General features: G+C 50.2%; 15 protein-coding genes, 1 tRNA gene and 1 riboswitch. Of the genes, 6 read left to right on the top strand and 10 right to left on the bottom strand.

Annotated elements, in window-relative coordinates:
• Nucleotides 1-55: 55 nt before the first annotated feature.
• Nucleotides 56-4,627, top strand: coding sequence for a hypothetical protein (locus EFB02_RS03360; protein WP_147471023.1), 4,572 nt, complete (start codon nt 56-58; stop codon nt 4,625-4,627).
• Here the strand turns inward: EFB02_RS03360 and EFB02_RS03355 are convergent.
• Nucleotides 4,591-5,412, bottom strand: a complete 822-nt coding sequence (locus EFB02_RS03355; protein ID WP_122820176.1) for a glycosyltransferase family 2 protein — start codon at nt 5,410-5,412, stop codon at nt 4,591-4,593. The genes EFB02_RS03360 and EFB02_RS03355 overlap by 37 nt on opposite strands.
• A 200-nt stretch (nt 5,413-5,612) precedes the next feature.
• Between EFB02_RS03355 and EFB02_RS03350 the strand changes: the two genes are divergently transcribed.
• Nucleotides 5,613-7,328: an outer membrane protein assembly factor BamB family protein gene (locus EFB02_RS03350; RefSeq protein ID WP_122820175.1), complete on the top strand. Its 1,716-nt coding sequence runs from the start codon at nt 5,613-5,615 to the stop codon at nt 7,326-7,328.
• Here EFB02_RS03350 and EFB02_RS03345 read toward each other — a convergent pair.
• The 7 genes from EFB02_RS03345 to dcd all read right to left on the bottom strand — a co-directional run bounded on the left by EFB02_RS03345 (nt 7,325) and on the right by dcd (nt 15,278).
• Entirely contained in the window at nt 7,325-8,335 is a 1,011-nt protein-coding gene (locus tag EFB02_RS03345) for an ABC transporter ATP-binding protein (protein ID WP_122820174.1), read from the bottom strand. The genes EFB02_RS03350 and EFB02_RS03345 overlap by 4 nt on opposite strands.
• Nucleotides 8,335-10,008, bottom strand: a complete 1,674-nt coding sequence (locus EFB02_RS03340) for an ABC transporter permease (RefSeq protein WP_147471022.1) — start codon at nt 10,006-10,008, stop codon at nt 8,335-8,337. The genes EFB02_RS03345 and EFB02_RS03340 overlap by 1 nt, the downstream gene beginning before the upstream one ends.
• 4 nt (nt 10,009-10,012) lie before the next feature.
• Nucleotides 10,013-11,068 (bottom strand): thiamine ABC transporter substrate-binding protein, encoded by a 1,056-nt coding sequence (locus tag EFB02_RS03335; protein ID WP_160115364.1) that lies wholly within the window; start codon nt 11,066-11,068, stop codon nt 10,013-10,015.
• Between the two features lie 36 nt (nt 11,069-11,104).
• Nucleotides 11,105-11,206: riboswitch (TPP riboswitch) on the bottom strand.
• Nucleotides 11,207-11,285: 79 nt separating this feature from the next.
• Nucleotides 11,286-11,555 (bottom strand): DUF4235 domain-containing protein, encoded by a 270-nt coding sequence (locus tag EFB02_RS03330; protein ID WP_122820171.1) that lies wholly within the window; start codon nt 11,553-11,555, stop codon nt 11,286-11,288.
• 34 nt (nt 11,556-11,589) lie between these two features.
• Nucleotides 11,590-13,380, bottom strand: coding sequence for an MDR family MFS transporter (locus EFB02_RS03325; protein WP_122820170.1), 1,791 nt, complete (start codon nt 13,378-13,380; stop codon nt 11,590-11,592).
• Between the two features lie 153 nt (nt 13,381-13,533).
• Nucleotides 13,534-14,685 carry a hypothetical protein gene (locus tag EFB02_RS03320; RefSeq protein WP_122820169.1) on the bottom strand — a complete coding sequence of 384 codons (1,152 nt, stop codon included), beginning with the start codon at nt 14,683-14,685 and terminating at the stop codon, nt 13,534-13,536.
• Nucleotides 14,685-15,278 (bottom strand): dCTP deaminase, encoded by a 594-nt coding sequence (gene dcd, locus EFB02_RS03315; protein WP_122820168.1) that lies wholly within the window; start codon nt 15,276-15,278, stop codon nt 14,685-14,687. Before dcd ends, EFB02_RS03320 begins: the two co-directional genes overlap by 1 nt.
• 247 nt (nt 15,279-15,525) lie before the next feature.
• Here dcd and glpA point away from each other — a divergent pair, with 247 nt between their 5' ends.
• The 3 genes from glpA to EFB02_RS03295 are packed head-to-tail and all read left to right on the top strand — an operon-like array spanning nt 15,526 to nt 19,656.
• The gene (glpA, locus tag EFB02_RS03305; protein WP_122820166.1) at nt 15,526-17,172 is read left to right on the top strand and encodes an anaerobic glycerol-3-phosphate dehydrogenase subunit GlpA; all 1,647 of its coding nucleotides are present in this window, start codon (nt 15,526-15,528) and stop codon (nt 17,170-17,172) included.
• Nucleotides 17,169-18,416: a glycerol-3-phosphate dehydrogenase subunit GlpB gene (glpB, locus tag EFB02_RS03300; protein WP_122820165.1), complete on the top strand. Its 1,248-nt coding sequence runs from the start codon at nt 17,169-17,171 to the stop codon at nt 18,414-18,416. Before glpA ends, glpB begins: the two co-directional genes overlap by 4 nt.
• Nucleotides 18,409-19,656, top strand: a complete 1,248-nt coding sequence (locus EFB02_RS03295) for an anaerobic glycerol-3-phosphate dehydrogenase subunit C (RefSeq protein WP_122820164.1) — start codon at nt 18,409-18,411, stop codon at nt 19,654-19,656. Before glpB ends, EFB02_RS03295 begins: the two co-directional genes overlap by 8 nt.
• 66 nt (nt 19,657-19,722) lie before the next feature.
• Here the strand turns inward: EFB02_RS03295 and EFB02_RS03290 are convergent, their stop codons facing one another.
• The gene (locus tag EFB02_RS03290; protein ID WP_122820163.1) at nt 19,723-20,160 is read right to left on the bottom strand and encodes an NUDIX domain-containing protein; all 438 of its coding nucleotides are present in this window, start codon (nt 20,158-20,160) and stop codon (nt 19,723-19,725) included.
• Nucleotides 20,161-20,309: 149 nt separating this feature from the next.
• Here EFB02_RS03290 and EFB02_RS03285 point away from each other — a divergent pair.
• Nucleotides 20,310-20,380: transfer RNA gene (locus EFB02_RS03285), tRNA-Gly, on the top strand.
• Nucleotides 20,381-20,664: 284 nt separating this feature from the next.
• Here EFB02_RS03285 and EFB02_RS03280 read toward each other — a convergent pair.
• Complete coding sequence (locus tag EFB02_RS03280; RefSeq protein ID WP_147471021.1) at nt 20,665-22,467, bottom strand: LPXTG cell wall anchor domain-containing protein; 1,803 nt, start codon at nt 22,465-22,467, stop codon at nt 20,665-20,667.
• Between the last annotated feature and the right edge of the window lie 262 nt (nt 22,468-22,729).

The following is a 22,729-nucleotide window of genomic DNA, read 5'->3' as shown; positions in this document are numbered from 1 at the left end:
GGCAAGAACGGTTAGGCACTTCCTCCGCGCGGGCTTTATCCTTCTAGTTAGCTTTTTGTTTATTTTACTTACTTCACCTTTGGAATCTGCTGAAGCTACTACTTGGGAACCCGAACCCGCCCCCAGAACCCTAACCCCTGAACAGCAGGTATTTTACCCCGATTTAGAGACCTACACCCCTCCTCGTAAACGTGCTCCCCTCTTGGTGGTATTAACCTCCAGAATTTCTTGGCAGAACATTTCGGCAGAGTTTGCCAAAAACGCGAATCTAAAAAGCTACGCTACTGCGGGGCTAGTGGGAACAGTTGCCGGCGCCGATTCCCCCTGCGTGAGCCAGGCGGTTCTAACCATTCAAAATGGAACCGCTCCCCCTAGGCTTACCCCTTGCCCTCAGACAAAAATAGCCGGCGATAAAATAAAGTCTATTCCCGGGTTTATCCAGTCAGATACCCCCAGGGAACAGGCAGACCCGACTTCCCGGGGACAGTTACGGGGGATTTTAAAAGCCTTTGGACTAAAATCTCAGGCTATCGGCCCGCAAGCGGGATTACTGTTAGCCGACAAACAGGGAAAAGTAGAAAATTATCGCCCTCTTCCCACTACCCCGCTACAACTTCAATCCCAAGTTAAATCCGCTATAAAACATTCTTCGTTGACAGTAGTGGATCTGACCGGCATTAAAAAACCCGCTACCGCTCTAACCATGCTTGAGGGTGCCCTTGCGAGCCTGAGTCCGGAAACAGCTTTGATATCTGTTTCTCTAGGCCTTTCGTCTTCACAAAACGCTGCCCCGCACCTGCTCACTTATTCTCCGATCGACGCCACCGGACTAGTTTCTTCTCCCACCACCAACATTCCCGGGCTAGTGACTCTGGAAGATGTTAACGCTCAGATTCTTTACCAATTGCAACTACCATCCCGCGCCCAGAATACCGGGAAGGCTTTCAAAGCCAGCAATATCCCTGGCAAGGAACAGACTCTAATCAACCTTTCAGGAACCTCATCCCATCAGGCAAAACTAAATTTAAAACAGCGCTTGAACTATCTAGACCAACAGTTTTACCGCTCCGTTTCCGCCGGGGATGCTAACTGCTGGTTTTACCTCTTCTGGAGCCTTGGCCTACTAGTAACCGTATTGGGATTTGTTTTCACCCAAAGAGAAAGTCGAAAACACCATGTCAAGGTAAATAATGCGCTCAGCTTCACGGGATTCTTTACCGCTTTGCTGGTTCCTGCTTCTTACTGTCTGTTTTACCTCGCCAAGTTGACGCTAACATCCGCTTTTCTGTCCGCAATCGCCATAATTTCTTTGACCTCCCTGGGTTTAACTGCCTTGTTATTCCTGTTTATCGTGGCCACGCGGGAAACTTTCAACCTAAAAGGTTCTGCCGTGGCTCAAACAGCCGGACTGGGCGTCTCTATCCTTACCGGAGGAATGCTTTGGTGGGCAAGCCAAAACCCGGAATATACCCTGATAGGTACCCCTTTTGGATATTCGATATTGCACGGCCCTTGGCTGATAAAGTTATCTGCCGAAGCACTCGGACTACTCCTTAGCTGCTGGGGAACAGCAATAGCCTGTTTGCTAACGCTGATAACCCCACTGCGACGCGTTTTCTTACAAAATCGTCGCAGCCAAGCGGCTTCCCTGATTCTTTACTTGGCTGCATTGTCAGCATTGATTTACTGCTGCACCACCTTGCAAGCACTACTAACAGCGCTATTGTTCTTAATTCCCCTAATAGTAGCTCTTATTTTTCTGTCTCGTCCCACAGTTCTTCTCCCCCAGCAGATCGTCAGCAAGACCCGTTTACGTCTAATATCTCTAGCTTCGGTAACCGTAGTAATCGCTATGTTTGGCGTAGCTAGTGTGGGAGTTATCGGGGTAAGCCCGGATGCGGCACCCAGTAAAATAAAGTCCCTGCCCACTTCCACTAAAACTCCAGTTGCCGTTATTTTTACCTCCGGATTGACCTGGATGGATCTATTAGCGGCATCCCCGAAAAACCGAGAAAGCTTCGTCACTCTTAACTCTGGTGCCCTTTTTTCCCTGGCTCCTTACCCACTTAAAGGGATGGCCTGCCCCCAGGATGCCTGGTTAGCGCTCTCAGCTGGTAAGAGCCCCAGCAAGTTTTCTCTGGCGGGCAGGAACTTGTGTATCGTTCCCGAATCTTTAGGCCATAACCAACGAGTAAAACTATGGAAGTACTATCAGCGCGCCGCTAAGAAGAGTTCCCTCTCAGCTCGGTTAGGAATGTTCGCGGCACAACTAAGTGAAAACCAGGTGAGCGTGGGGGCTATTGGTAACAGTGCGGGGCTGGCTTTAGCGGACAAAGAAGGGATAGTCCGCGGGGAAGTAAAAGATATTACCCCCACCCAAAAAGGTTATTCTCGAGCCGTACAAAAAATGGTTTCTACCCATGCTCTTACTCTCATTGATGTGCAGTCCACCCCCTTAAACCGCAATCCTAACCGTCAAAATCAAGAAGTGCTGGCACAACGAGGGGAGATATTCTCTTTCCTGAATCCCTCTTCGGGAACTGACACTCCCCAGCAAAGCGAAGTTTGGGATCCGATTTGGCTTTTAGAACACGGCGGTTCTCTGTCAGGAAACTCCCTACAAGCGAGGGCAATAGTTCCAGATCAGAAGGCAAGCTCTGTCACTTCCCCAGATCGCAATGAACTGCGGCAATCAGAAATGAATCCCCAAGAAAATCCCACTCCGGCATCCTCACCTGGTATTTTTGGGGATTCCGATAATAAATTCCAGTCAGGTAACCTGCACATATCTTCCCTATCGACCCTATTGATACCAGATCAGGGCAAAAACCAAGAGTATGTAGCAAAAACACGACGTGCCAACGTCCAACTATTTCCCAATGTTTCCACCTTTGAGGCGCTGCGAGGAATGCAGCCGGCACGAATATCTGTGGACCAGCAAGATGCGCAGCTAAAAGCATTACAAGACACACTTACGGCACTCCCCGAAGGTACCCGTGCCTTGGTGGTTTCCACTAGCCCCGATTCAGCTAAACAAAAACTGCAGGCAGGCCTAATTTACGGAGAGGGCGTGCCGGCCGGGATTGCCTATTCTTCCTCTACACACCAGGTGGGGATTGTCCAAAATGCAGATTTGAGCGCAACCGTATTGAATTGGCTAGGTGCTTCTAATTACAAGCTAAGCACCTCGGGGGCACCGCTGAAGGTCAGTGCCCAAGCCGGTAAATCCCTCGGAGAACGCATCGAGCGTCTGGCTGGTTACGGAGAAAGAGCGGATGCCAGTTATTCTCGTCTGGGAATTCCCCCCAGTTCCTATGTACTTTTTGCTGCTGATGCGCTATTGGTCTTGGGGTTACTGCTGCAAAGAATACCTCGTATCTGCTTTTCCCAGCAGCGGTCTTATCTGCTTTCAAAAGTGGCCTACCTTGGGCGTTTTGTCTGCCTGACGATAGCAGCACTACCCGCTACCTGCCTGATGGCCGCGATGTTTCCTTGGTGGGAGGCTGACTCCCCTTCCCGAACATTTACCCATCTCAGCTTATTGGCGGCCGGATTGTTATCCTTGGCTGCATGCACTGGCCCCTGGCGGCGCCGCCCCATCGGTCCAGCGCTAGTTGTTGGATTATTCAGCGTTTTTGTAATTTGTCTGGACGTAGCTTGGGGATCCCATATTTCTATGGATTCACCCTTCGGGTCATTTTCACTATTGGGTGCCCGTTTCTTTGGCTTCGGAAATGTCTATTATTCCGTATGCGCGATCTGGACGCTGCTGCTTTGTGCTTGCCTAACTCCTCTCGCTAACCACTTGGTTTCCGGTAAACATACGCTAGCTCACTGGCAAATTTGGCTATCGAATCTGTTGATTTCGGTACTAGCTTTTGCATTTATGGCCATAGACGGAATGCCAAGTTTTGGTGCCGATTTCGGCGGCCCCATCTCTTTCCTACCCGGTTTCCTGGTTTTGTTACTCCTGATTAATGGGAAACGAGTAAATATAAAACGACTACTTATCGCCCTAATGGTAGCGGGGACTGCTTCCGGAGGAATCGCCCTCGCTGACTGGTTACGACCAGCGGCGCAACGTACTCACCTAGGCAACTTTGTGCAATCTATTCTGAATGGAGATTTGTTAGAGATTCTCACCCGGAAACTGTTAGCCAATCTGGGGAGCTGGGGTTTCACCACCTATGTCTGGTCTCTACTATGCTGCCTACTGGTTTTTGCCCTAGTCCTTCGCCCCGCCTTGGAAAAACAAATCTACCCCTATAACTTAGTGGGATCTTGGGATTTATCGTTACCCCTAGAAGAGTCCACCAACCAAGAAAGCAAGCAGAACTCTCCAATATCTTGGCGACAGCGAGTTAAGTCCCAAGCACAAAAACTGGTACTTATTATCAGCAGTTCAGGCAGCTATTTACGTCCCCGTTTGGGTGAACTCCCTCTGACCACTAGGGAAAGCGGCCTACGGTTAGGCTTAGTTGCTATTGCAGTAAATCAGTTTTTCGCCTATCTGCTAAATGACTCCGGAACCCAACTGCCCGCCATTGGGTTATTACTAACCGCTCTAGCCTATTGTTCGGCAGTATTCGCTCAGATTTCGGAGTCTTTATCCAAGGGAACTCGGTAAACTTCCCCCGGTTTTTGTTTTAAAGCCACCTTTAAAAACTTGTGTTTCTTTATATGAACCCGACGTGCTCTCAATCTGAATACTGCTTTCACAACGTCAATAAACTGGTGCAGACGATGCATTTGGGAGGCTAAATCATGCCTGCTGACGCGGTGTTTGAAATCAACTGGCACCTCTTTAACCGCGAATCCCGCACTTAGCAGGCTGATAGTCATATCGGTTTCCACTCCCCAGCCAGTAGCTAAAGGCAGAGCAGCTTGAAAAGCAGCGGTTGTTAGGCAACGTTGTCCCGATAGTGGAGCTTGCGGATTCCAACCAGTGGTGCGCCTAATCGCCCATCGCGAAAGCCCAAGTACAAACCCATGTCCTCCCGCTCCCACTGGTCGCGGTAAAACCGCGATGGTAAAGTCGGCTTCCCCTTTAATTACCGGCTCTATCAGTGGAGCAGCCTCGGCAGCCGATTCCCCCAGATCCGCATCTAAAAACAATAGCAGTGGTGGGGTTTCTCCTTTGACTGCCCGCATAGCCACCACTTTTGCTCCGGTTTCCATCGAGGAGGCCTTCCCACGATTAACCGTGTGACGTACCGTCACCGCTCCCGCTTGGCGGGCAATATCTTGGGTGTCATCAGACGAACCATCATCGACTACCACTATCAGTTCCAGATCTACAAAAGGTAGGGCTTTTACCGCCCGAACCGTCATGCCGATTCGTTCGGCCTCGTCCTTGGCAGGGATAATCACCGCAACCCGGGGATTAGCCTGTTTACCTGGATCCTCATGCATATTTTGCCTCAGTTTTACCTCTTGCTTAAGGTCTAAACGTATGGTTTTATTCTAACCACATTTAGACGAACTCTGAACTATTTTCGAGGCTATAGCCTTCCGTTGGGGCGCTTTAATAAAGTTTGGTCGTGCCCCTCACTGGGAAACCACTTCTAGGGTTAGACTTGATTAGGTTGTTGTGTAACAGGAAGGGGAAGAGGGTGACTCGCGCGACGGGGATAAAACGCCGACTCTTCCGGCTGGTAATTGTAATCCTCACCCTGGCTTTGCTGGCCATAATCGGCGGAGGGACTTTCCTGTGGTTCCGCTACAGTTCCCGCCAAGCGCAGGCCAGTGGTTATTTCAAAAACAAACCAGTTTTACAAGCCAATTTCCAAGCTAGCAGCTACCACGTTAATTCGTTTATCCCTCTACTCGGCAACCAGAATTTGATAAAGCCGGTGATTTATGGCCATTACCGCGTTGCCGCCGGCGTCACTAGCTCTGGCAGTGCAGTTATTATGCAATTGGCTAAAGACGGCACCTCCGCCTGGTCAGTTGATCTAGGCGCCCCCCTAGTTGCCTGTTCTCAGCAGAGTATGGGAGATACTACTGAAAACAATCGCTTACTACCGTGCCTTTATCGCTCCGGCAATGGATCTGGGGTTGCGCTTGTGGACCTAAAAATGGGTACTGCCAGTTGGATATGGGAATCTAAGGATCCCTACATCAACATCGGCACCACTAACTCACAGATTGTACTGGTAGGGGAGGATCTTTCCTTACTAAAAATATCGCAGACCGGCGAACAACTAGCGGAAGGACTGGTTTCCCAAAAGGCTTCCGATTCTCAGTTCCAGCCTGATTTAGCTGCCTGTTCTCTTAAGGGGCTACCTACCGCACAAGCTCCAGAAAGTTTTGAACTTTTTTCCGATGCCCTCTGGGTAATCGGGCATAAGGGGATTAACTATCTGATTAATCCCCAAACTAATCAAATCCAAGCTGCCAGTCCCGGACGTCTTGTCCGCAATTCCGATGACACTGCTTGGGCCTTAAGCACCGATAACGGCTGCGTACGCTCTTTTTATATCCAACCACAACGTGCTCATATTGCTCCCCTGCCAGAAGGTACTACAGTTCCGACTGATAACACTGGGCATCTTTTAAATATGGTGCAAAAAGGGGGAAAGCTCTTTCAAATGGATTGGGCAACCTCTAGATCTTTGCGCACAGTTTTTACCGAACCCGAGTTTAAATTGGGGCATGGAACCCGGATTCTACCAACTAAGCGATTCTTTTATATAGCTAGCGGCGGAAAACTTGGATGTTATTCCCGACAGGATGGGAAGCGCCTTTGGGAATTCAACGAAAACCTGGATACTTTACGTTTACATCAAGACATTTTGCTTTACACTACTAAAGAGGGCGAGCTAAAGGCAATATCCAGTGCTGACGGGATTACCCTGTGGTCCCTTGATGAATCCCCTGGCACCGATTTCCCACCCATCCAGGATAATAAACAGCTACAGACTTTTTCACCGCAGGCTTTTAAGGCCTGGGGGCAGCAAAACACGGAGAACCAAGGAGTAGCCAAAGGAATGGCTAACCCGGTAAAGAAAGCAGTACCCGGACTTAATTTCCTGGTTGATTCCTGTATTCGTGTCAGCGAAGTCAGCGGTTCTGGTAGCTCCTATCAAGTTCAATTTGACCGGGTTTCCTGCAAACTAAAAGGTGCCGAAAAGATAATCCGGGTTATCGATACCGGAGAAGTTGAGCGTGGAAAACCAGCTAAAGACTATATGAGTAAATGTCTGAGTGACCCCACAGTTACCAGCGCAATTACGGTAACCAGCGCGATTGCCGACCCCAAAATTTCTGGTCTGTGCACCGGCAAAACAGAGCGTACGGCACAGGGAACTAATAAGCGAAGCAGCTAGGAAAGAACTGGTACCACACAGGTTTCAGAACGCTGAATCTGCAGACCCACTGCTTGCGAAGTCCGCTTCTTTGACAGGTGCATCCCCAATCCAGCTTCTGCTTGCCCAACGTACACTTCATTTCCCTGCCGCCATGAGACTGCCGCCAAATATTTTCCACGCCGAACCCGTAAATCCCGAGCAGTAGCCGCAATCCCCTGCCCCAGCGGACACATTTTTAATCCTCCCGGTGCTACTGCCAACTGCGAATCCGTCGGAATCTGCATGCCGAACTGCGCGGCTGCGCCAGCACTGAGGAAAGGGCGATATCCCAGGAAAGAGGCAGCTGCTTTGGAACCGGGATGAGTCCAGATTTCCTCGGCACTATTTACCGCCAAGATTTTTCCTTTATCCATAATCACAATCTGGTCTGCCAAGGAAAATGCTTCATCTTGATCATGGGTTACATAGACAACCGTTAATTCTAGATCTCGAATAATCTGCCGCAAGGTAATCAGCAGCTCCTCGCGCAATGCTCGATCCAGAGCAGAGAGGGGCTCATCCAGCAGCAGCAGTTCCGGATGAGGAGCCAGACAGCGCGCTAGCGCCACTCGTTGGGCTTGCCCACCCGAGAGAGTATCAATACTGCGATTTTGATAGCCACTTAAACCCACACTATCCAGTAGGTCATTAACTTTTTGTTGCCTTTGATCTTTGGAAAGATGCGCGATTCCATAGGCGATATTGCCGCTCACATTACGGCTAGGGAAAAGTTGCCCATCTTGGAACATCATTCCGAAGTTACGCTGATGAACCGGTACCGGTTCCATATTGCGTCCGCGCCAAGAAATACTACCTGCCGCTAATGGTTCTAATCCCGCAATCGCACGTAGTAACGATGACTTTCCGCATCCTGACGGCCCCAACAGTGCAGTAACCGTACCCCACGGGACCTCGATACTGAGATCTTTAACTGCCTCCACCTGTCCGTATTGCACCCGTGCCTGGGAAATAGTTAAGCCGTCCATCAGTATTCACCAACTTTTCTTTTTCGCAGAGCTTCTACTGCGCTCATCACCGCCGAACAGGTTAAGCAGAGAATCACGGCCGCTGCCATCGCCATCCCATTTTCGGCAGGTCCAGCACTGCCGGAGAGTTTATAAATCATCACCGGCAAAGTTAAGGAATCTGGCATCACTAGGAAGGATGCCGCCCCGAACTCACCGAAACAAACCGCGAAAGCGAAGCCGAAAGCTACTACCACAGCTCCCCAAATATAGGGGCCGTCGATAGTTAAGAAAATCCGCGACGGGCACGCCCCTAAAGTGGCGGCGACTTCTCTTTGCTTGGGGTTAATAGTTTGCAGCATCGGACGCATTAACCGGATTACCAGCGGGGAAGCTCCGAGGGCTTGCGCGATTGGCAGCAGGAAGGGACTTTCTGCCAGGTTCCAGGGGGGAGCAGCGAGGGTGATTAGGAATCCCAAACCGATGACCACGCTGGAAACCCCTAAGGGCAGCATATTTATAGAGTCAAAAATTTCTGCAGCGCGTGCCAGGCGCGGGTTGCGATACTGGCGGGAAGTTACTGCCGCTACCAAGGCTCCCAACAGGGTGGAGACCACCGCGCCAATCAGTGCGGTACGCAGTGACACCCCCAGGGAGTTTATTACCGGCTGATCCACCAAGATAGAGGCATCAGAACGGGTTAGATCAATATAGTTTTGCAGCGTCCACTGTCCGCGCCGCCGAAATGAGCGCGCCACTACCTGTGCCATCGGTAGCGCTATCAGGATCACAATCACTGCGGCCGCGCCCCAGACTGCGAAACGTTGCTTCCCACGAGCCGTCCGGGAACTCTCAACAACCTTAAGTTTTACCCCACCGCGAGCCTTATTCTGAAAATGTTGTGAACCGGCTAAAGCCACCGCAACTACTACTACCTGCAAAAGCGCCAGTACTGCTGCCGCAGCTAAATCTAAATCAACCGAGGTAGTTTGGTATATCTGACTCTCTAAAGTTGCTACCCCGATTCCACCTAGAATCATCACCAAAGAATAGGAGGAGGAACAGTAGAGAAAAACTAGAGAAGCTGCTGAGGCTATTGCCCCCAGCAGCTGCGGCAACGTAACGGTAAAAAATGCCCTGGTAGGCGCAGCCCCCAAGGTACGTGCCGCCTGGTAAGAGCGGTAATCAATGCGCGTCCAGACTGGCCCTACGGTACGCACCACCAGGGAAACGTTATAGAAGACCATCGCTAAAATAACGGCCCCCAAAGTACCGTCCAATCCCATAGACGCCAGCCAACCACCCTCCGCAAGGAGCGCCTTGAACGCCGTAGCCACCCCGATGGTAGGAAGTACAAAGGGAATGGTTATCGCTGTGCGCAGGGCGGTTCTAAATCGAAACTTCAAGCAATAAAGAACCCAGGCGAGAGGCAGTCCTACCAGGATAGAAAAGAAAGTCCCACCCACTGCCAGGATGAGTGTGTCACGGATTGCCTGCCAGGTGAAGGAATCGGACAGAACTCGCGAAAAAGTAGAAAAATAACCAACTTCCCCAGCTTGCCCTACTCCCAACCAGGCAAGTGCCAGGACGGGATAGAAAAAACAGAAGCCCAGGAAAACGGCGGAAATTCCTGCCGCCAGGATCAACATCACTCGTCCTGGCGGCAGAAATCGCCGGCGAATGCAGATTGCCAAACTGCTAGCCTAATACCGCTTGTACCTGACGAATCCACTCGCCGCGGTTTTGTTCTATCTGCACCGGATCTAGTTGCTTGTCATTTTCAGGGCGGGGAGCGAACTTCTCCAATTTCGGGTCTAGTTTCACCTGCTCATCAATAGGATAGGTGATGTTTTCATTCATGATCGCGGTCTGGCCTTCTTCACTGTAGAGCCAGTTCAAAACTTTTTCAGCGCCAGCGGCATTCTTTGCTCCCTGCAATACCGCTCCATATTCGACCGCCGGATAACAAGTTCCTGCGATATTTGCAGTTGGAGCCGAACTTCCATCCTCGGAAACCGACCAATAAGGGGAAGATGAATATGACATTACGATCGGGAACTTTCCTTTCCCTTCCCCCTGGGTGAATTCCTGGTTATAAGCTTCATCCCAGGTATTTACAGCTTTAGCACCATTAGCCATCAAGTCTTTCCAATACTTGACGAAGCCATCGTTGCCTTTTTGTTGTAAGGTAGCCAAAAGCATCCCTAATCCAGTATCAGATTTGGCGGGATTCTCGATTACCATCAAACCTTTGTATTCTGGTTTCAGCAGGTCATCATATTTTTCTGGCACTGTCAGATTGTTCTCTTTGAAGTAAGCAACATCGTAGTTAGCGCACACATCGGAGCGGTCTAAAGGCAGCGCCCCATCCGCTTGCTTAATCAGATATTTTTCCGCCGTGGAAGGAACCTTAACTTTCGAGGGCGCAATAACTCCTGCTTTGGCTACTTTAACAACGTTATTGGCGGTAAGACCCACTGCCATATCACCTAACGGAGAATCTTTACGCAAGATTAGTTTGGAATCGAGGGTACCCGATTCCTCCCCATTTACCAGCTTAATTTCCTGTCCAGTGGCAGCTTTAGCTTTAGCTATAGTTTCTTTGCCTAACGTCCAACTACCATTGGTAACAATAGTTACTGTGTTGCTACCACCTTTGGTAGGAGCAGCATTTTTATCGTTCCCACAACCACTCAGTCCTAGAGCTAACGCCCCAATTGCTAGGGTTGCAGTAAATCGCGCTAGTTTGCGCATTTTTCCCTCCATTTATTAGGAGGGGACTTGCAGGCGCAAGTAAGAGACTCGACTTCCTGCGCCAGCATTACCTGGTTCAGGTGCGAGGGTCTGTCCATTTGGACACTCTCAGCCTATTCGGCTCCCCTGTCGTTACGGTCATCTTGAGCTTATCACCGGTATTTCTGCACTCATCAAAAAGCTATGTGAACGCTAGCGCGCTCGTATCTAAGAATATTTAGTTACCTAGCTCAAGGACGTCCTTATTACGTCCTCCATACCAGCTGTTGGTACGCCGCATAGTTGCCCGCTGAATCAGGGTAACTGCAACCCCTGAGATAGCGGCGAAAAGTACTACTTCCAGTAGCGAGGATTGTGCTGCCTCTTCCCCATCTTGAGGAGGATTATGCCCAGTCACCAGCTTCCAGCCGGTGTTAATAACCAGGTTAGCTAAGAGTCCGGCACCCGCCACGCTGGCAGCACTTGCAACTTTCCAACCAATATCCATGGTCTACCTTTCCACCTTTTCTGTTATCTATAACCTACCCTAGGTCTTGATTTTCTGTCCCCAAATCCTGCTCACCTTCATCAGGATTCTCTGGTGGACAGTGGTGGGTAGCATCCGTTAAATCAGGTGTATCCTTCTCACCGACCCGAGTGCGCTTCGCGGGCAACTCCCCGCCGGGCTCTAGCCCTGCAACTCGCTTTTGCGCAAGGTAAGAAAGATCCTGACTTATCTGATCTTTTTCGAGGGCACGACGCACCAATTCGCGTTCCCGTTCGGTTGCCTGATGGCCTTGACTTTCACGCTCTGCGTATTCCGAAATCAGCTCGCTACCTCTCATTAGGCATACGCAAACCAATCCGATTACCGAAAGTACCAGCAGTGGCACAAAAATATCCCCTAAGGCACCCGCATAGGCATCGCGAACCACTTGCTGTTGAGGGAGGGTTAGTTTATCCAGCTCCAGGGTAGATTTTTCCGACAAGACAGCGCCTTTGTCCCCTAACTTTGCCATCCCGACCCTCACCTGGCGAGCGATTTCCCAGGTGAACACGAAACCGCAGATTTGAATACCAACTGCGCCTCCCATGGAACGACAAAATGTAACCGTAGAGGTAGCAGCACCCATATCACGTAGTTTCACCCCGTTTTGCACCGCTAGCACCAGGTTTTGCATACTGGCGCCTTGTCCCGCTCCCAGCAAAAACATGCCCAAGGCACAAAACCAGTAAGGGCTATTTTTATCAATCAAGGTAATAAAGAAGATCCCCAGACACATCACCACGAAACCGCCAACCACGAAGCGTTTCCAGCGTCCTATTCGCGAAACCATTATGCCAATAAAAGTGGAGGCAATAAACGTTCCGATCATACCTGGCAGCAATGCCATCCCCGCTAAGGCAGGATTCATATCTTTAGCGATTTGAAAAAACTGGGTGAAAAACAGAGGCGGAGCATTTAGCGCAGTTCCCACCGAGATTGACCCTAAAATCGAGAGCAGCGTGGTGCGCTGGGTAAACATCCACATAGGGATGATAGGTTCTGGGAAATACAGTTCCCATAGCACGAAGAACACCAGCAATAACGCAGATAAACTGAGTATCACCGCGGTTTGCCAGGATAAAAAAGTAAAGGTTTTACCTACCAGCGACAGCCAAATGAGAACACCGGAAACTGAGACAGTAATCAGGGCAGTACCCAAAAAATCAATTCTCGGTTTAGTGATTTGCGGCGTCGGAACCCGCAAAAAACGCCAGAGAACCGCCATAGCCGCTAGAGAGAAGGGGATGGAAATCCACAAGCACCAACGCCATCCCAGCCAGGGGGTAGCAACTATGAATCCACCAACTAGCGGCCCCGAAATATTGGAGATCGCCATGATTGCCCCGATATAACCGTTATATCGTCCGCGCTCACGTGGCGGAATCACCAGAGCAATTACCACCTGAGAAAGAGACATGATTGAACCCATGCCTAATCCCTGCAAGATGCGGGTAAAAATTAGCTGCCAAGCGGCATTTACCGCTCCGGATAGTAAAGATCCCAAGGTAAAAAGCCCAATGGCTCCGATTAGTAGTTTCTTGGAGTCATACATGTCGGCGAGCTTGCCTGAAACTGGAGTGGCTACCGTGGCAGAGAGCATCATAGCGGTAACAATCCAGGTGTATTGGGATTCGGTACCGCTGAGTGCGGCCATCATCGTGGGCAGCGCGGTACCAATAATAGTTACCGACATTACCGCCACAAACAGCACCATCAGTAATCCCGATAACACTTGCATGACCTCTGTATGCCCTCCAGGAGAGCTGGCCTGGCTATTTGAAATCATATAAATCCTTGCGCTTTGCGGTTATCGCTAAATTGTAGTCGCCGCCAAGAAAAATTATCTGTTTTTCTTTTTCGCTAGGTGACGATTGGTTGGTTATTAGCGATTACGGCAGCTTTACCTCGCTTTCCACCGTAACTATCGCTAGTAGAAAAACTAATTCCAAGTTACCAGGAAGGAATCTTCGTCAATCACGGTTCCCGCAGCTACTTGAGCCAAGAGGCGCGCCGCGTCCTCAAACATGTTGATTACCTTCATCCGCGCCACCCGCTCTACGCGACTAAGTCGTCTATTTCCCGGTGATTCCCCTAGCCATTGCAACTGATAAATTGCGAAAGGTTGTCCATGATTAGGATGAAAACGCAAAGAGAGTGGTACCTGCACACTGGTTTCGACTCCCACAAAAAAGTCTGCCCCCGCCCCCCGGGAGCCGTAAAGAGCAAACGCATTGCTGTGTTTTATCTGGTTTCCCACCTCTTTATCAAAAGCTGCCGCCTCTGCCGCTATCCATGCAAGTTTTTCGGCCCCCAGTTGAGCAGTCACCAAAGCTTCGGCCTCTTGGGCAAAACGCCGCTGAGAACGACGGGGACGTTCCGGAGATCCTGGGTTGGTATGCAACTCCCCCATTACCGGTTCTAGTAGTTTCTTTAGAGACGTTTTTTCTATCCAATAGGGCGAATAAACAGTTAGATTAACCGCCGAGTCCGGATCTGGTGAAAGTATCTGTGCCGGGGAATCTACGGCGCGATTACCTGGCCCTACCCGCAGACTTCCCCCTAAACGACGGCAAATAGCCAACAGACCACGCAGAATTTCATCTTCCAGGCCGATGGGCTCACTGGCAGCAAAGGCATCGGTAAGCGAGTCGATTCCTCGCAAATCTTTTGCTAGCTCCCCTCCCCGTTGTCGCGGACATTCCAAATAAAAAGCCAACTGGGATTGCGCGGGCAGCTGCAAGGATTCACGAATTTTCTGGTCGAGAGAAAAAGGGCCATTCAATGCGGCAGAGCCGCTAAGACGTAACCTGCCAGGAGCTACCCAGCCTGCATCCTCCCAAAGAGAGACCGCCAGCGCCTCTACTTCTTCCGGAGTGACTTCCGCAGGGAAAACCACCAATTGTTTACAGCCCACTGCGGAGAAGTCACCAACTTTCAGCAACCCTTGGCTGCCCATATAGGATGCCCCCGGATTAATGGCGGCCGCCTGCTTTTGGGTTTGCAATCCCTGTTCAGTAATACGTACTGCAGGTATTTTCCCGGTTTCTATCCGCGCAAAAGTAGAGGTATCAGTAAGCGGAGTGTCACTCACTACGCTTCTTCCATTTCCGGCACTTCAGTACAACTAAACCCCAGATAGGAGCGAGAGGCAGTCGGCCCCCGTTGTCCCTGGTAACGAGATCCCCGTTCCTGGGAACCATAAGGCTTTTCCGCCGGAGAAGATAATTGAAAGAAACAGAGCTGCCCAATTTTCATACCCGGGTAGAGCAGGATCGGCATCGTGGCCGTGTTCGATAATTCCAAAGTGACATGCCCGTTGAAACCGGGATCAATAAAACCAGCGGTAGAGTGGGTAAGCAACCCCAGGCGACCCAGCGATGATTTTCCTTCCAGGCGAGCAGCAATATTGTCAGCTAAACACACCCGTTCCAGGGTGGATCCCAGCACGAACTCTCCGGGGTGCAGCACAAAGGGAGAGTTCTCCCCCACATCTATCAGATGGGTAAGGTCATCTTGAGGCAAAGCGGGATCGATTACCGAATATTTATGGTTGTCGAAGAGCCGAAAATAGCGATCCAAACGCACATCAATGGAGGCAGGCTGTATCATCTGCGGGTCATAGGGGGAAATCTCCACTTCCCCAGAAGCACACAACTTGGCAATATCACGGTCAGATAAAAGCATGACTTCAGTCTAGCGCAGCGGGCACCTCCCCTTTAATGCTCCCGGGTAGTTAATCGCAGCAAGTTTTCTTTTTGCTTATGAAAAGACGTGTATTAGCAAAAATTCGCGTGTGAATATGTGCAAAGAGGTCACTATCTGGGGTGAAAAACAAGAGTGCGATATACGCTGAAAACAGCTACAGCGAGTGAGTGTGTGGTGAGCGCTGAGCGCGCAGCAGCGAGGCCGCGTTCGATTCTGGAGGCAAAGGGTGAAAAAACTAGAAGTCGATGTGGTGGTGATTGGTGGCGGTTCCACTGGTAGTGCCGTTGCACGCGATGTTGCTATGCGCGGGTTTCGAGCCGCGCTGGTAGATCGAGTGGATTTAGCCCAGGGTACCACCGCTAGGTTTCATGGTTTACTCCATTCTGGGGGACGCTACGTAAAATCAGATCCTGAATCCGCAACCGAATGCGCGGAAGAAAACGCTATTTTACGGAAAGTTGTCCCCCATGCGATTGAGGACACCGGCGGCCTTTTTGTTACTACCTCTCAAGACAGCGAAGAACACGCCGAGATTTTTCTGGAATGCACTAATAAGACCAAAGTACCCGCCTACGAGATTTCTCCTGTCGAGGCTTTAAAGCGTGAACCTCGCCTAGATCCGAAACTCAAGCGAGCTTTCGCGGTGCAAGATGGCACTGTTGATGGCTGGAAAATGGTCTGGGGTTTTGTTGAATCAGCTAAAGAGTATGGCGCAAAAATCCTTCCCTATCACTGGGTTACCGCTATCGAGATTAACGATGGAACAGTTAGTGCGGTCATCTGTGAGGATCACAAAAATGGCGGGGAAAAAGTCCACATTGACTGCCAGTTCGTTATTAACTGCGCGGGACCTTGGGCAGGCGAAATTGCTGCACTAGCAGGGTGCCATGATGTGGATGTGGTTCCCGGCGCGGGCATTATGATCGCTATGAATCACCGTATATGCCATCACGTAATCAACCGCTGCGTTTACCCTTCGGATGGAGATTTAATTGTTCCTGCCCATCAGGTTGCCATCATCGGCACCACCGACCAGGTAGCACCCAGCGCTGACTTTTTGCAGATAAAGGATCAAGAAGTACAACAAATGCTAGATGCCGGGGAAGCCCTGATACCTGGTTTTCGCCACTCCCGCCCCTTGCACGTATGGGTAGGAGCCCGCCCCCTGGTCAAAGATAAGCGAGTGGCGGCTACCGATTCGCGCCATATGTCGCGGGGAATGTCGATTATGGATCACCAAAAACGCGACGGAGTAAAAGGTATGCTCACGGTGGCAGGAGGAAAATTAACCACCTGCCGGCTCATGGCTGAACGTGCGGTCAACGTCATGTGTGAAATGATGAATGACCAACGCCCTTGCCGTACCTCCCAGGAAGCTGTTCCCGGACAAGAGGACGCCCGCCAACACCGCCTAACTGACCGCCTGCAGGCGCGCGAAAAACAATGGAACAAAGATCAGATTATTTGCGAATGTGAGTTGGTCTCTCGACGGATGCTGGAAGAAAAAATTCAGGAATTCCCCAATGCTTCCCTCGATGACCTACGACGTCAGTTACGAATTGGAATGGGGCCATGCCAGGGAGGGTTTTGCTCTATGCGCTGTGCCGGGATTATAAATGAGCAGGGTGCCGCTTCGGTCGAGCGAGCAACCAATATGATTTCTCTATTTATGAAGAATCGTTGGATTGGGATTAAACCGATTCTTTTTGGAGAGTCCGCCCGCGAAGTCGCCCTTGACAACTGGATTATGCAGGGCATTTTCGACCTGGAACATGTACCGGGAAAAACTGAATTAAGCGAGGTAGCGCTCAATCCGGTGGAGCAAGAGCGCGATAGACAGGAGCGAGAATCCGTGAAGAAGGTACTCGCGTGAGAGACGTAGTAGTTATCGGTGCCGGTCTTTCCGGACTTAGCGCGGCAGTTTATCTGCTGCAGGCCGGGCGGGAAGTTGATTTAATTACCAAAGGTATTGGAGGTATTCAGCTAGGGCAAGGCACTATTGACCTTTACGGATACAATCCGAACCGAGTAAATAATCCTCTAGGGGAAATCGATAAACTATCAGCTTCTCACCCTTATGGAAAATTAGGTTCTAAAGCAGTAGCTAATTCTGCAAACTGGTTAAAGGAGCAGTTGGGAGCAGATTTACTGGTAGGCTCTCCGGATAAAAATGTATTCTTACCTACCAGCCTGGGCGCTTGGCGTCCCACCTGTCTGCCCCAGCCTTCCATGCTGGCAGGAACACCCGCGGACGGAAAGAAATACCTGATCGTAGGACTGCGGCAGTTAAAGGACTTCTATCCGCAAATCGTGGCCGAAAATCTGGAAAAGGCAGAGATCCCAGGTGGAGGTAAAGTTTCCGCCCGGTACATCTGGATAGATATCCCCGTACGTCACGGTGAAGCCGATACTTCCGGGTTAAATTTCGCGCGCGCCCTCGATATCGAAGATTTTCGAGCGAGATTCTGTGACCTGGTTAAACCTCATTTGAAAGAGGGGGAAGTGGTTGGTTTCCCGGCAGTACTGGGACTGAAAGATCACCGCGTCTGGAAGGATATCGCCCGCCGTCTCGTGCATGAGGTTTTTGAAATCCCCCTACTACCTCCTTCTATTCCGGGAATGCGCATCAATGAGACCCTAACCCAAACTGTTCGCGACCTCGGGGCACGCTACATTATCGGCTCGGAAGTGACTGGACTTAGCGCTCGGGATCAACGCGTGGAATCGATTACAATCAACTCAGCAGGTTCTGACACCACCATCAAAGCTAACCACTTTATCTACGCTGGTGGGGGTTTTGAGTCCGGTAGCTTACGCGTGGATTCTTACTGGAACGTTACTGAAAGAGCCTTTGATTTGCCGCTGCTGATACCGGATGGCCCGTTGGTACACGAGGACTATTGGGGACCCAACCAACCGCTTTTTGAAGTGGGAGTGCAGGTAGATTCCCAAATGCGAGTGCTAGCTGATACCGGGGCTCCGCTTTATCAGAATCTTTACGCGGCGGGCGGATTGCTGGCGGGAGCCACCCGCTGGAGAGAAAAGTCTGGTGATGGGATTGCGATTGCCTCCGCTTTGCGCGCTTGCGAAACAATTTTAGGGGAAAGCAATGAGTAAAGATTTACGCAATAAACCCGAGTTTAATCCGCTGATGCGCGCCAGCTTAGATGCATGTGTCAAATGCACGATTTGTGAAACCCAATGCCCGGTAGCAGCGGTTACTCCCCTATTTCCCGGACCAAAATATGTGGGTCCGCAAGCCGAGCGGTTCCGTAAGGGACTTTCGGTTGACCACACTATTGATTACTGCTCCAGCTGCGGCACCTGTACTTTGGTCTGTCCACAGGGAGTAAAGGTAGCAGAACTCAATAACGTGGCGCGAGCGGCAATGAAACAGCAGAATGGACGTCCGCTACGGGATGTGCTCATCTCTAACACTATGTTTATGGGCAAGGCGATGACCCCGGTGGCGCCGTTAGCCAACTGGGCGCTTCGGCAAAAGCTGATCCGCCAGGTCGTGGAGAAAACTTTTGGGATTCACCATGAAGCGCCGATGCCGGTAGCTGATGGGTTCAGTTTTGAAAAATGGTTTAAGAAGCACACCCGCTCGGCTCCTGCTCCCACCAAGGGCAAAGTAGTGTTTTTCCACGGTTGCGCGGGCGAATTCTTTGAAACTACTACCTCCATTCGTTCAGTGCAGATCCTCGAGCACCTCGGCTATGAGGTACTGGTACCTCCCCATGGTTGCTGTGGATTAGCGCAGCAGTCTAACGGCCTCTATGACGGAGCGAAGAAGTTGATTCGCAAGCTGGCACACGATCTGAACCTCCCCGGAGATGACCTGACAATCATTGGATCTTCCGGTTCTTGCGTGGGTATGGTCAAGCATGAGGCACGCGAGATCCTGGGAGTCCAGGACGAGGAGCTCGCGCAAGTATCGCGACGTATTTGGGATATTTCCGAGTTCTTGCTGGATCTGTATGACCGAGGCGAACTGGATTTGGCTAATCTGGAGCCGCTGAACCTCACGGTTACTTATCACGCGCCTTGTCAGCTCAAATCCACCGGGATCGGCACCCCCGGTAAACAGCTTTTGGATAAAATTCCGGGTCTAAAAGTTCACGAATCAGGGGCTACGTGCTGCGGGATTGCTGGCACCTACGGTTTAAAGCGGGAAAAATACGATATTGCGCAGGCAGTGGGCAAGACCGCTTTCGACAAGATTAAGAGCACTAACTCTGATCTGGTGGTTTCAGACACCGAAACTTGCCGTTGGCAGTTGGAGAAGGGTGGCGGTAAGCCGGCTGTTCACCCAATCTATTTATTATTTGAGGCCATGGGGCTAAAAGATAGCTAAGCTACGTTAACTAGGATTTTCGGTTCCGGTTACTTGCTATCTATTTTGAGGACGCAGCTAGGCTGGTTATTTTTTCAGGACACGAATTAAAGCTTCGGCAATAGGTAGGTCAGGTTTTAGCCAGTCTAACTGCGTTACTTTTTCTGTTGGATTCCACTGCAAGCAAAGATGCGAATCCCCCGCTTGTAGCATTGGTAGTTTCGGGGGACGACAAAGCATCACCCGCATCTGCGCGTCTTCAAATAGCGGCCAGTTCCCCGATGGGAGCGGGCCGGGCAAGATTTCATCTAGCTGCAAGGGAGAAATATCCCAATCAAGCTCCTCTTTTATTTCGCGCACCAATGCTGCCGCCGGTTCCTCTCCCTCACGTACTTTTCCGCCCGGTAGCTCCCACTTACCCCGTAATTTTTCGGGGTAGGATCGCTGCGCGCATAGTAGTTTTCTGTCGCAGATCGCCGCGAGCGCCACCACGAAAGTCAATAATCCGCCCTCCTGAGTATTCAAGGGATTTTTATACGCTTTTCTACTTTTAGCCTACGGGATTAGTACCCGTAGAGCACCACAGAGACAGGCAGCTCTACCTTACCTTTTAGTATTTATTTTGAGCCGCGGGCATATTACTGGTTATACTTTAAGGGCGGCTAGATGCCCATGCGGGTGTAGTTCATCGGTAGAACGACAGCTTCCCAAGCTGTAGAGGCGAGTTCGATTCTCGTCACCCGCTCTGAGTGAGGATCGTGAATGTGAAAGCTTGCTTTCACGTTTCTGATCCGAGCGAAGAAGGGTAGGCACCGCAGGTGCAACTACCCGCTCGAAGTGAGGAGAGCAAGCAAAAGGGCTTGCTCTTTTTGCTTATTCGACGAGTGAGGAAGGGTCGGCACCGCAGGTGCAGTTACCTGATTAATCCCCCAAGGGGCATTAGCCTCAAATTAACTTAACTCTACCTTGCGGGTATAAGTGAGGGCTCTGGATTATTACCCAGAGCCCTCACCTTAAATTATTTAACTGTTATTTTTCGTATCTACGGCGAACGATGAGTAACACCACCCCAGCTAGGGTAAATAATCCAGCGAGTGCCACAATTTCTGTTGACAGTACCCCAGTTATCGGTAAGGTTTCCTTACCCGGAGTTTCTTTAACCGAAGATTCCTTAACCTGAGCTTTATGACCGGAAGGATCGACATTCGTTTGTCCCGCAGTCGCAGAACCAGAATTTGTCTTGCCAGCAGAGCCGGACTCCGTTGGTGGGGTAACACTAGCAGCTTCATTTGCACTCAAAGAAATCATGTATGGATGCACGATATGGAAGGGATCTTGGAAATCGGCTGCATCGGTATATCCCCCGTTCAATGCGAAGGTGTTGTATGCCAGTTGCGGATTTTCCAGGTTCCACTTTTTCGTATCGGGAAGCACTAGGCCACGCAGTTTGATAACTGCTTTTTGTCCCACTTCGATTTTCTCTAGGGGAACAGTTATTTTCCCATCCGTAATCGTTCCCCTTACTTCTTTGTCTCCCATTAGTACGGAAACTGCCTGCGCGGTAACACCTTTGGGTAGGGTTGCAGAAAACTCTCCATTAGCGGTTGCAGCAAATCCGTCATTTAAAATCTCTAAGGAGAAATCAAACGGTTTATTTACGGTCTGCTTCGAGGCATCATTGCTAGCTGCACTAGACATAGTGAGATGCGATCCGGTGGTGACAGTTGCACCAGTAAAACCGGTGAGCGCAACCGCGCTCTTCTTTGCAAGACCAGTATGATCTTTTGTTTCATCTGCTTGCCGGAAAGTGGTGAAAATTCGGGTTACCCCTTTCGGGACCTTCCAAACAAAACCTTGGGTTCCAACCTCTGGTCTATTAGTGGTGCCGTCGTAAAGCATTACCGGGCGATCTGTAGCCCAGTCTGGGTAATCAGAAATTTGCTTTCCGGTAGCGTCATAAATTCGCAGCCGTAGCTGGTCGGTGCCACCCTCGTTTCCATTGGATACCCAGGAGGGGGTAATAACTATTTCACTACCAGGAGTAACATCGACTGCCTGTTTAACCCCGGAATTAAATCGAGGATAAACTATACGATCAAAAGAAAATATAAGGTGCGTACCATTCTTCAAATCTGCACGCGCCAACGTCTCATGTATGCCGATTCCCGCGGTACTGTTATCTTTAAAGACCTGTTTGGTGTTCTTGTCAACTGCGGAACTATCGCATGTGTCCCACATCGTCTGAGTTTTAAATGGCTGTTTGCTTAGCTTGCAGTACTCACCGGTGGCAATGGATTTTTTAGCTCCTTCAAAATAGCCTGGGTTAGCCTTAACCCAGGGATCCCATGCACGCTCAGCAATCGATGCCGTGTCCTCGTCTTTCTTATTTTCCGGTTCTGCATTTTTACGGTATTTTCCGAACCAAAATATATTTTTCTTATTTTCCGGATTAATAATTCCCGATTCCCCAGTGCCGTTGGTAAAGGCTTTCCCTTCCTTGGAAATGCTGATGGCACCCATGTTTAGATCCCAGCCAAACTCTTTAGCGTTCGTAATCAGAGGCTCATCCACTCCTGGAACCTTCTGCATATCTACAATGCTGTATGGAGTAGCCGTGTTGGGCAGTTTAACAGCTTCATCAAAAGTATTAGTATCGGGTACTCCTTTACGGCTACCATCCCAGTTAACATTATCCGGCAGAACCGAGAGATCTGAATTAACATAATTTTCGGTTTTGTGCAGATTGTTAGCTGCCGGATCTGCGCCGCTTTCTACAGTATTAACTGCGGTCGGCTGCGCGCCTTCGGCTGCTGAAGCAGGGGTAGCGCTCAAAGTTAATAGTAAACTCAGGCTACCGGCAAGAAACAATCTATTCCGGTGTCTATTAAGAATCAAAATTCTTCCTCTCTCTAGATTAAATCCGGATTCCATACATATAGAAAATCCAACCCACCGGTGATTATACTTTATTTATCTGCAAAAATACATAGATGCAGAAAATTGGGCTAACACTATATTTCGGATAGCTAACACGAAAGCTCGCCTTCATATTTCCGATCCGAGCGAAGAAAGGTCGCAGGGAGCGCAGCTACCG

The organism is Varibaculum vaginae (genome assembly GCF_900604285.1).
GTDB lineage: Bacteria > Actinomycetota > Actinomycetes > Actinomycetales > Actinomycetaceae > Varibaculum > Varibaculum vaginae.
Note: the sequence above shows the minus strand (reverse complement) of the source record. Positions and strands in the feature narration are given on the sequence as shown.

Coding starts and splice junctions, on each gene's coding strand:
- EFB02_RS03355 (WP_122820176.1), bottom strand. CDS start 5,412: ATGCATGAGGATCCAGGTAAACAGGCTAATCCCCGGGTTGCGGTGATT.
- EFB02_RS03295 (WP_122820164.1), top strand. CDS start 18,409: ATGAGTAAAGATTTACGCAATAAACCCGAGTTTAATCCGCTGATGCGC.
- EFB02_RS03330 (WP_122820171.1), bottom strand. CDS start 11,555: ATGGATATTGGTTGGAAAGTTGCAAGTGCTGCCAGCGTGGCGGGTGCC.
- dcd (WP_122820168.1), bottom strand. CDS start 15,278: ATGCTTTTATCTGACCGTGATATTGCCAAGTTGTGTGCTTCTGGGGAA.
- EFB02_RS03345 (WP_122820174.1), bottom strand. CDS start 8,335: ATGGACGGCTTAACTATTTCCCAGGCACGGGTGCAATACGGACAGGTG.
- EFB02_RS03325 (WP_122820170.1), bottom strand. CDS start 13,380: ATGATTTCAAATAGCCAGGCCAGCTCTCCTGGAGGGCATACAGAGGTC.
- EFB02_RS03335 (WP_160115364.1), bottom strand. CDS start 11,068: ATGCGCAAACTAGCGCGATTTACTGCAACCCTAGCAATTGGGGCGTTA.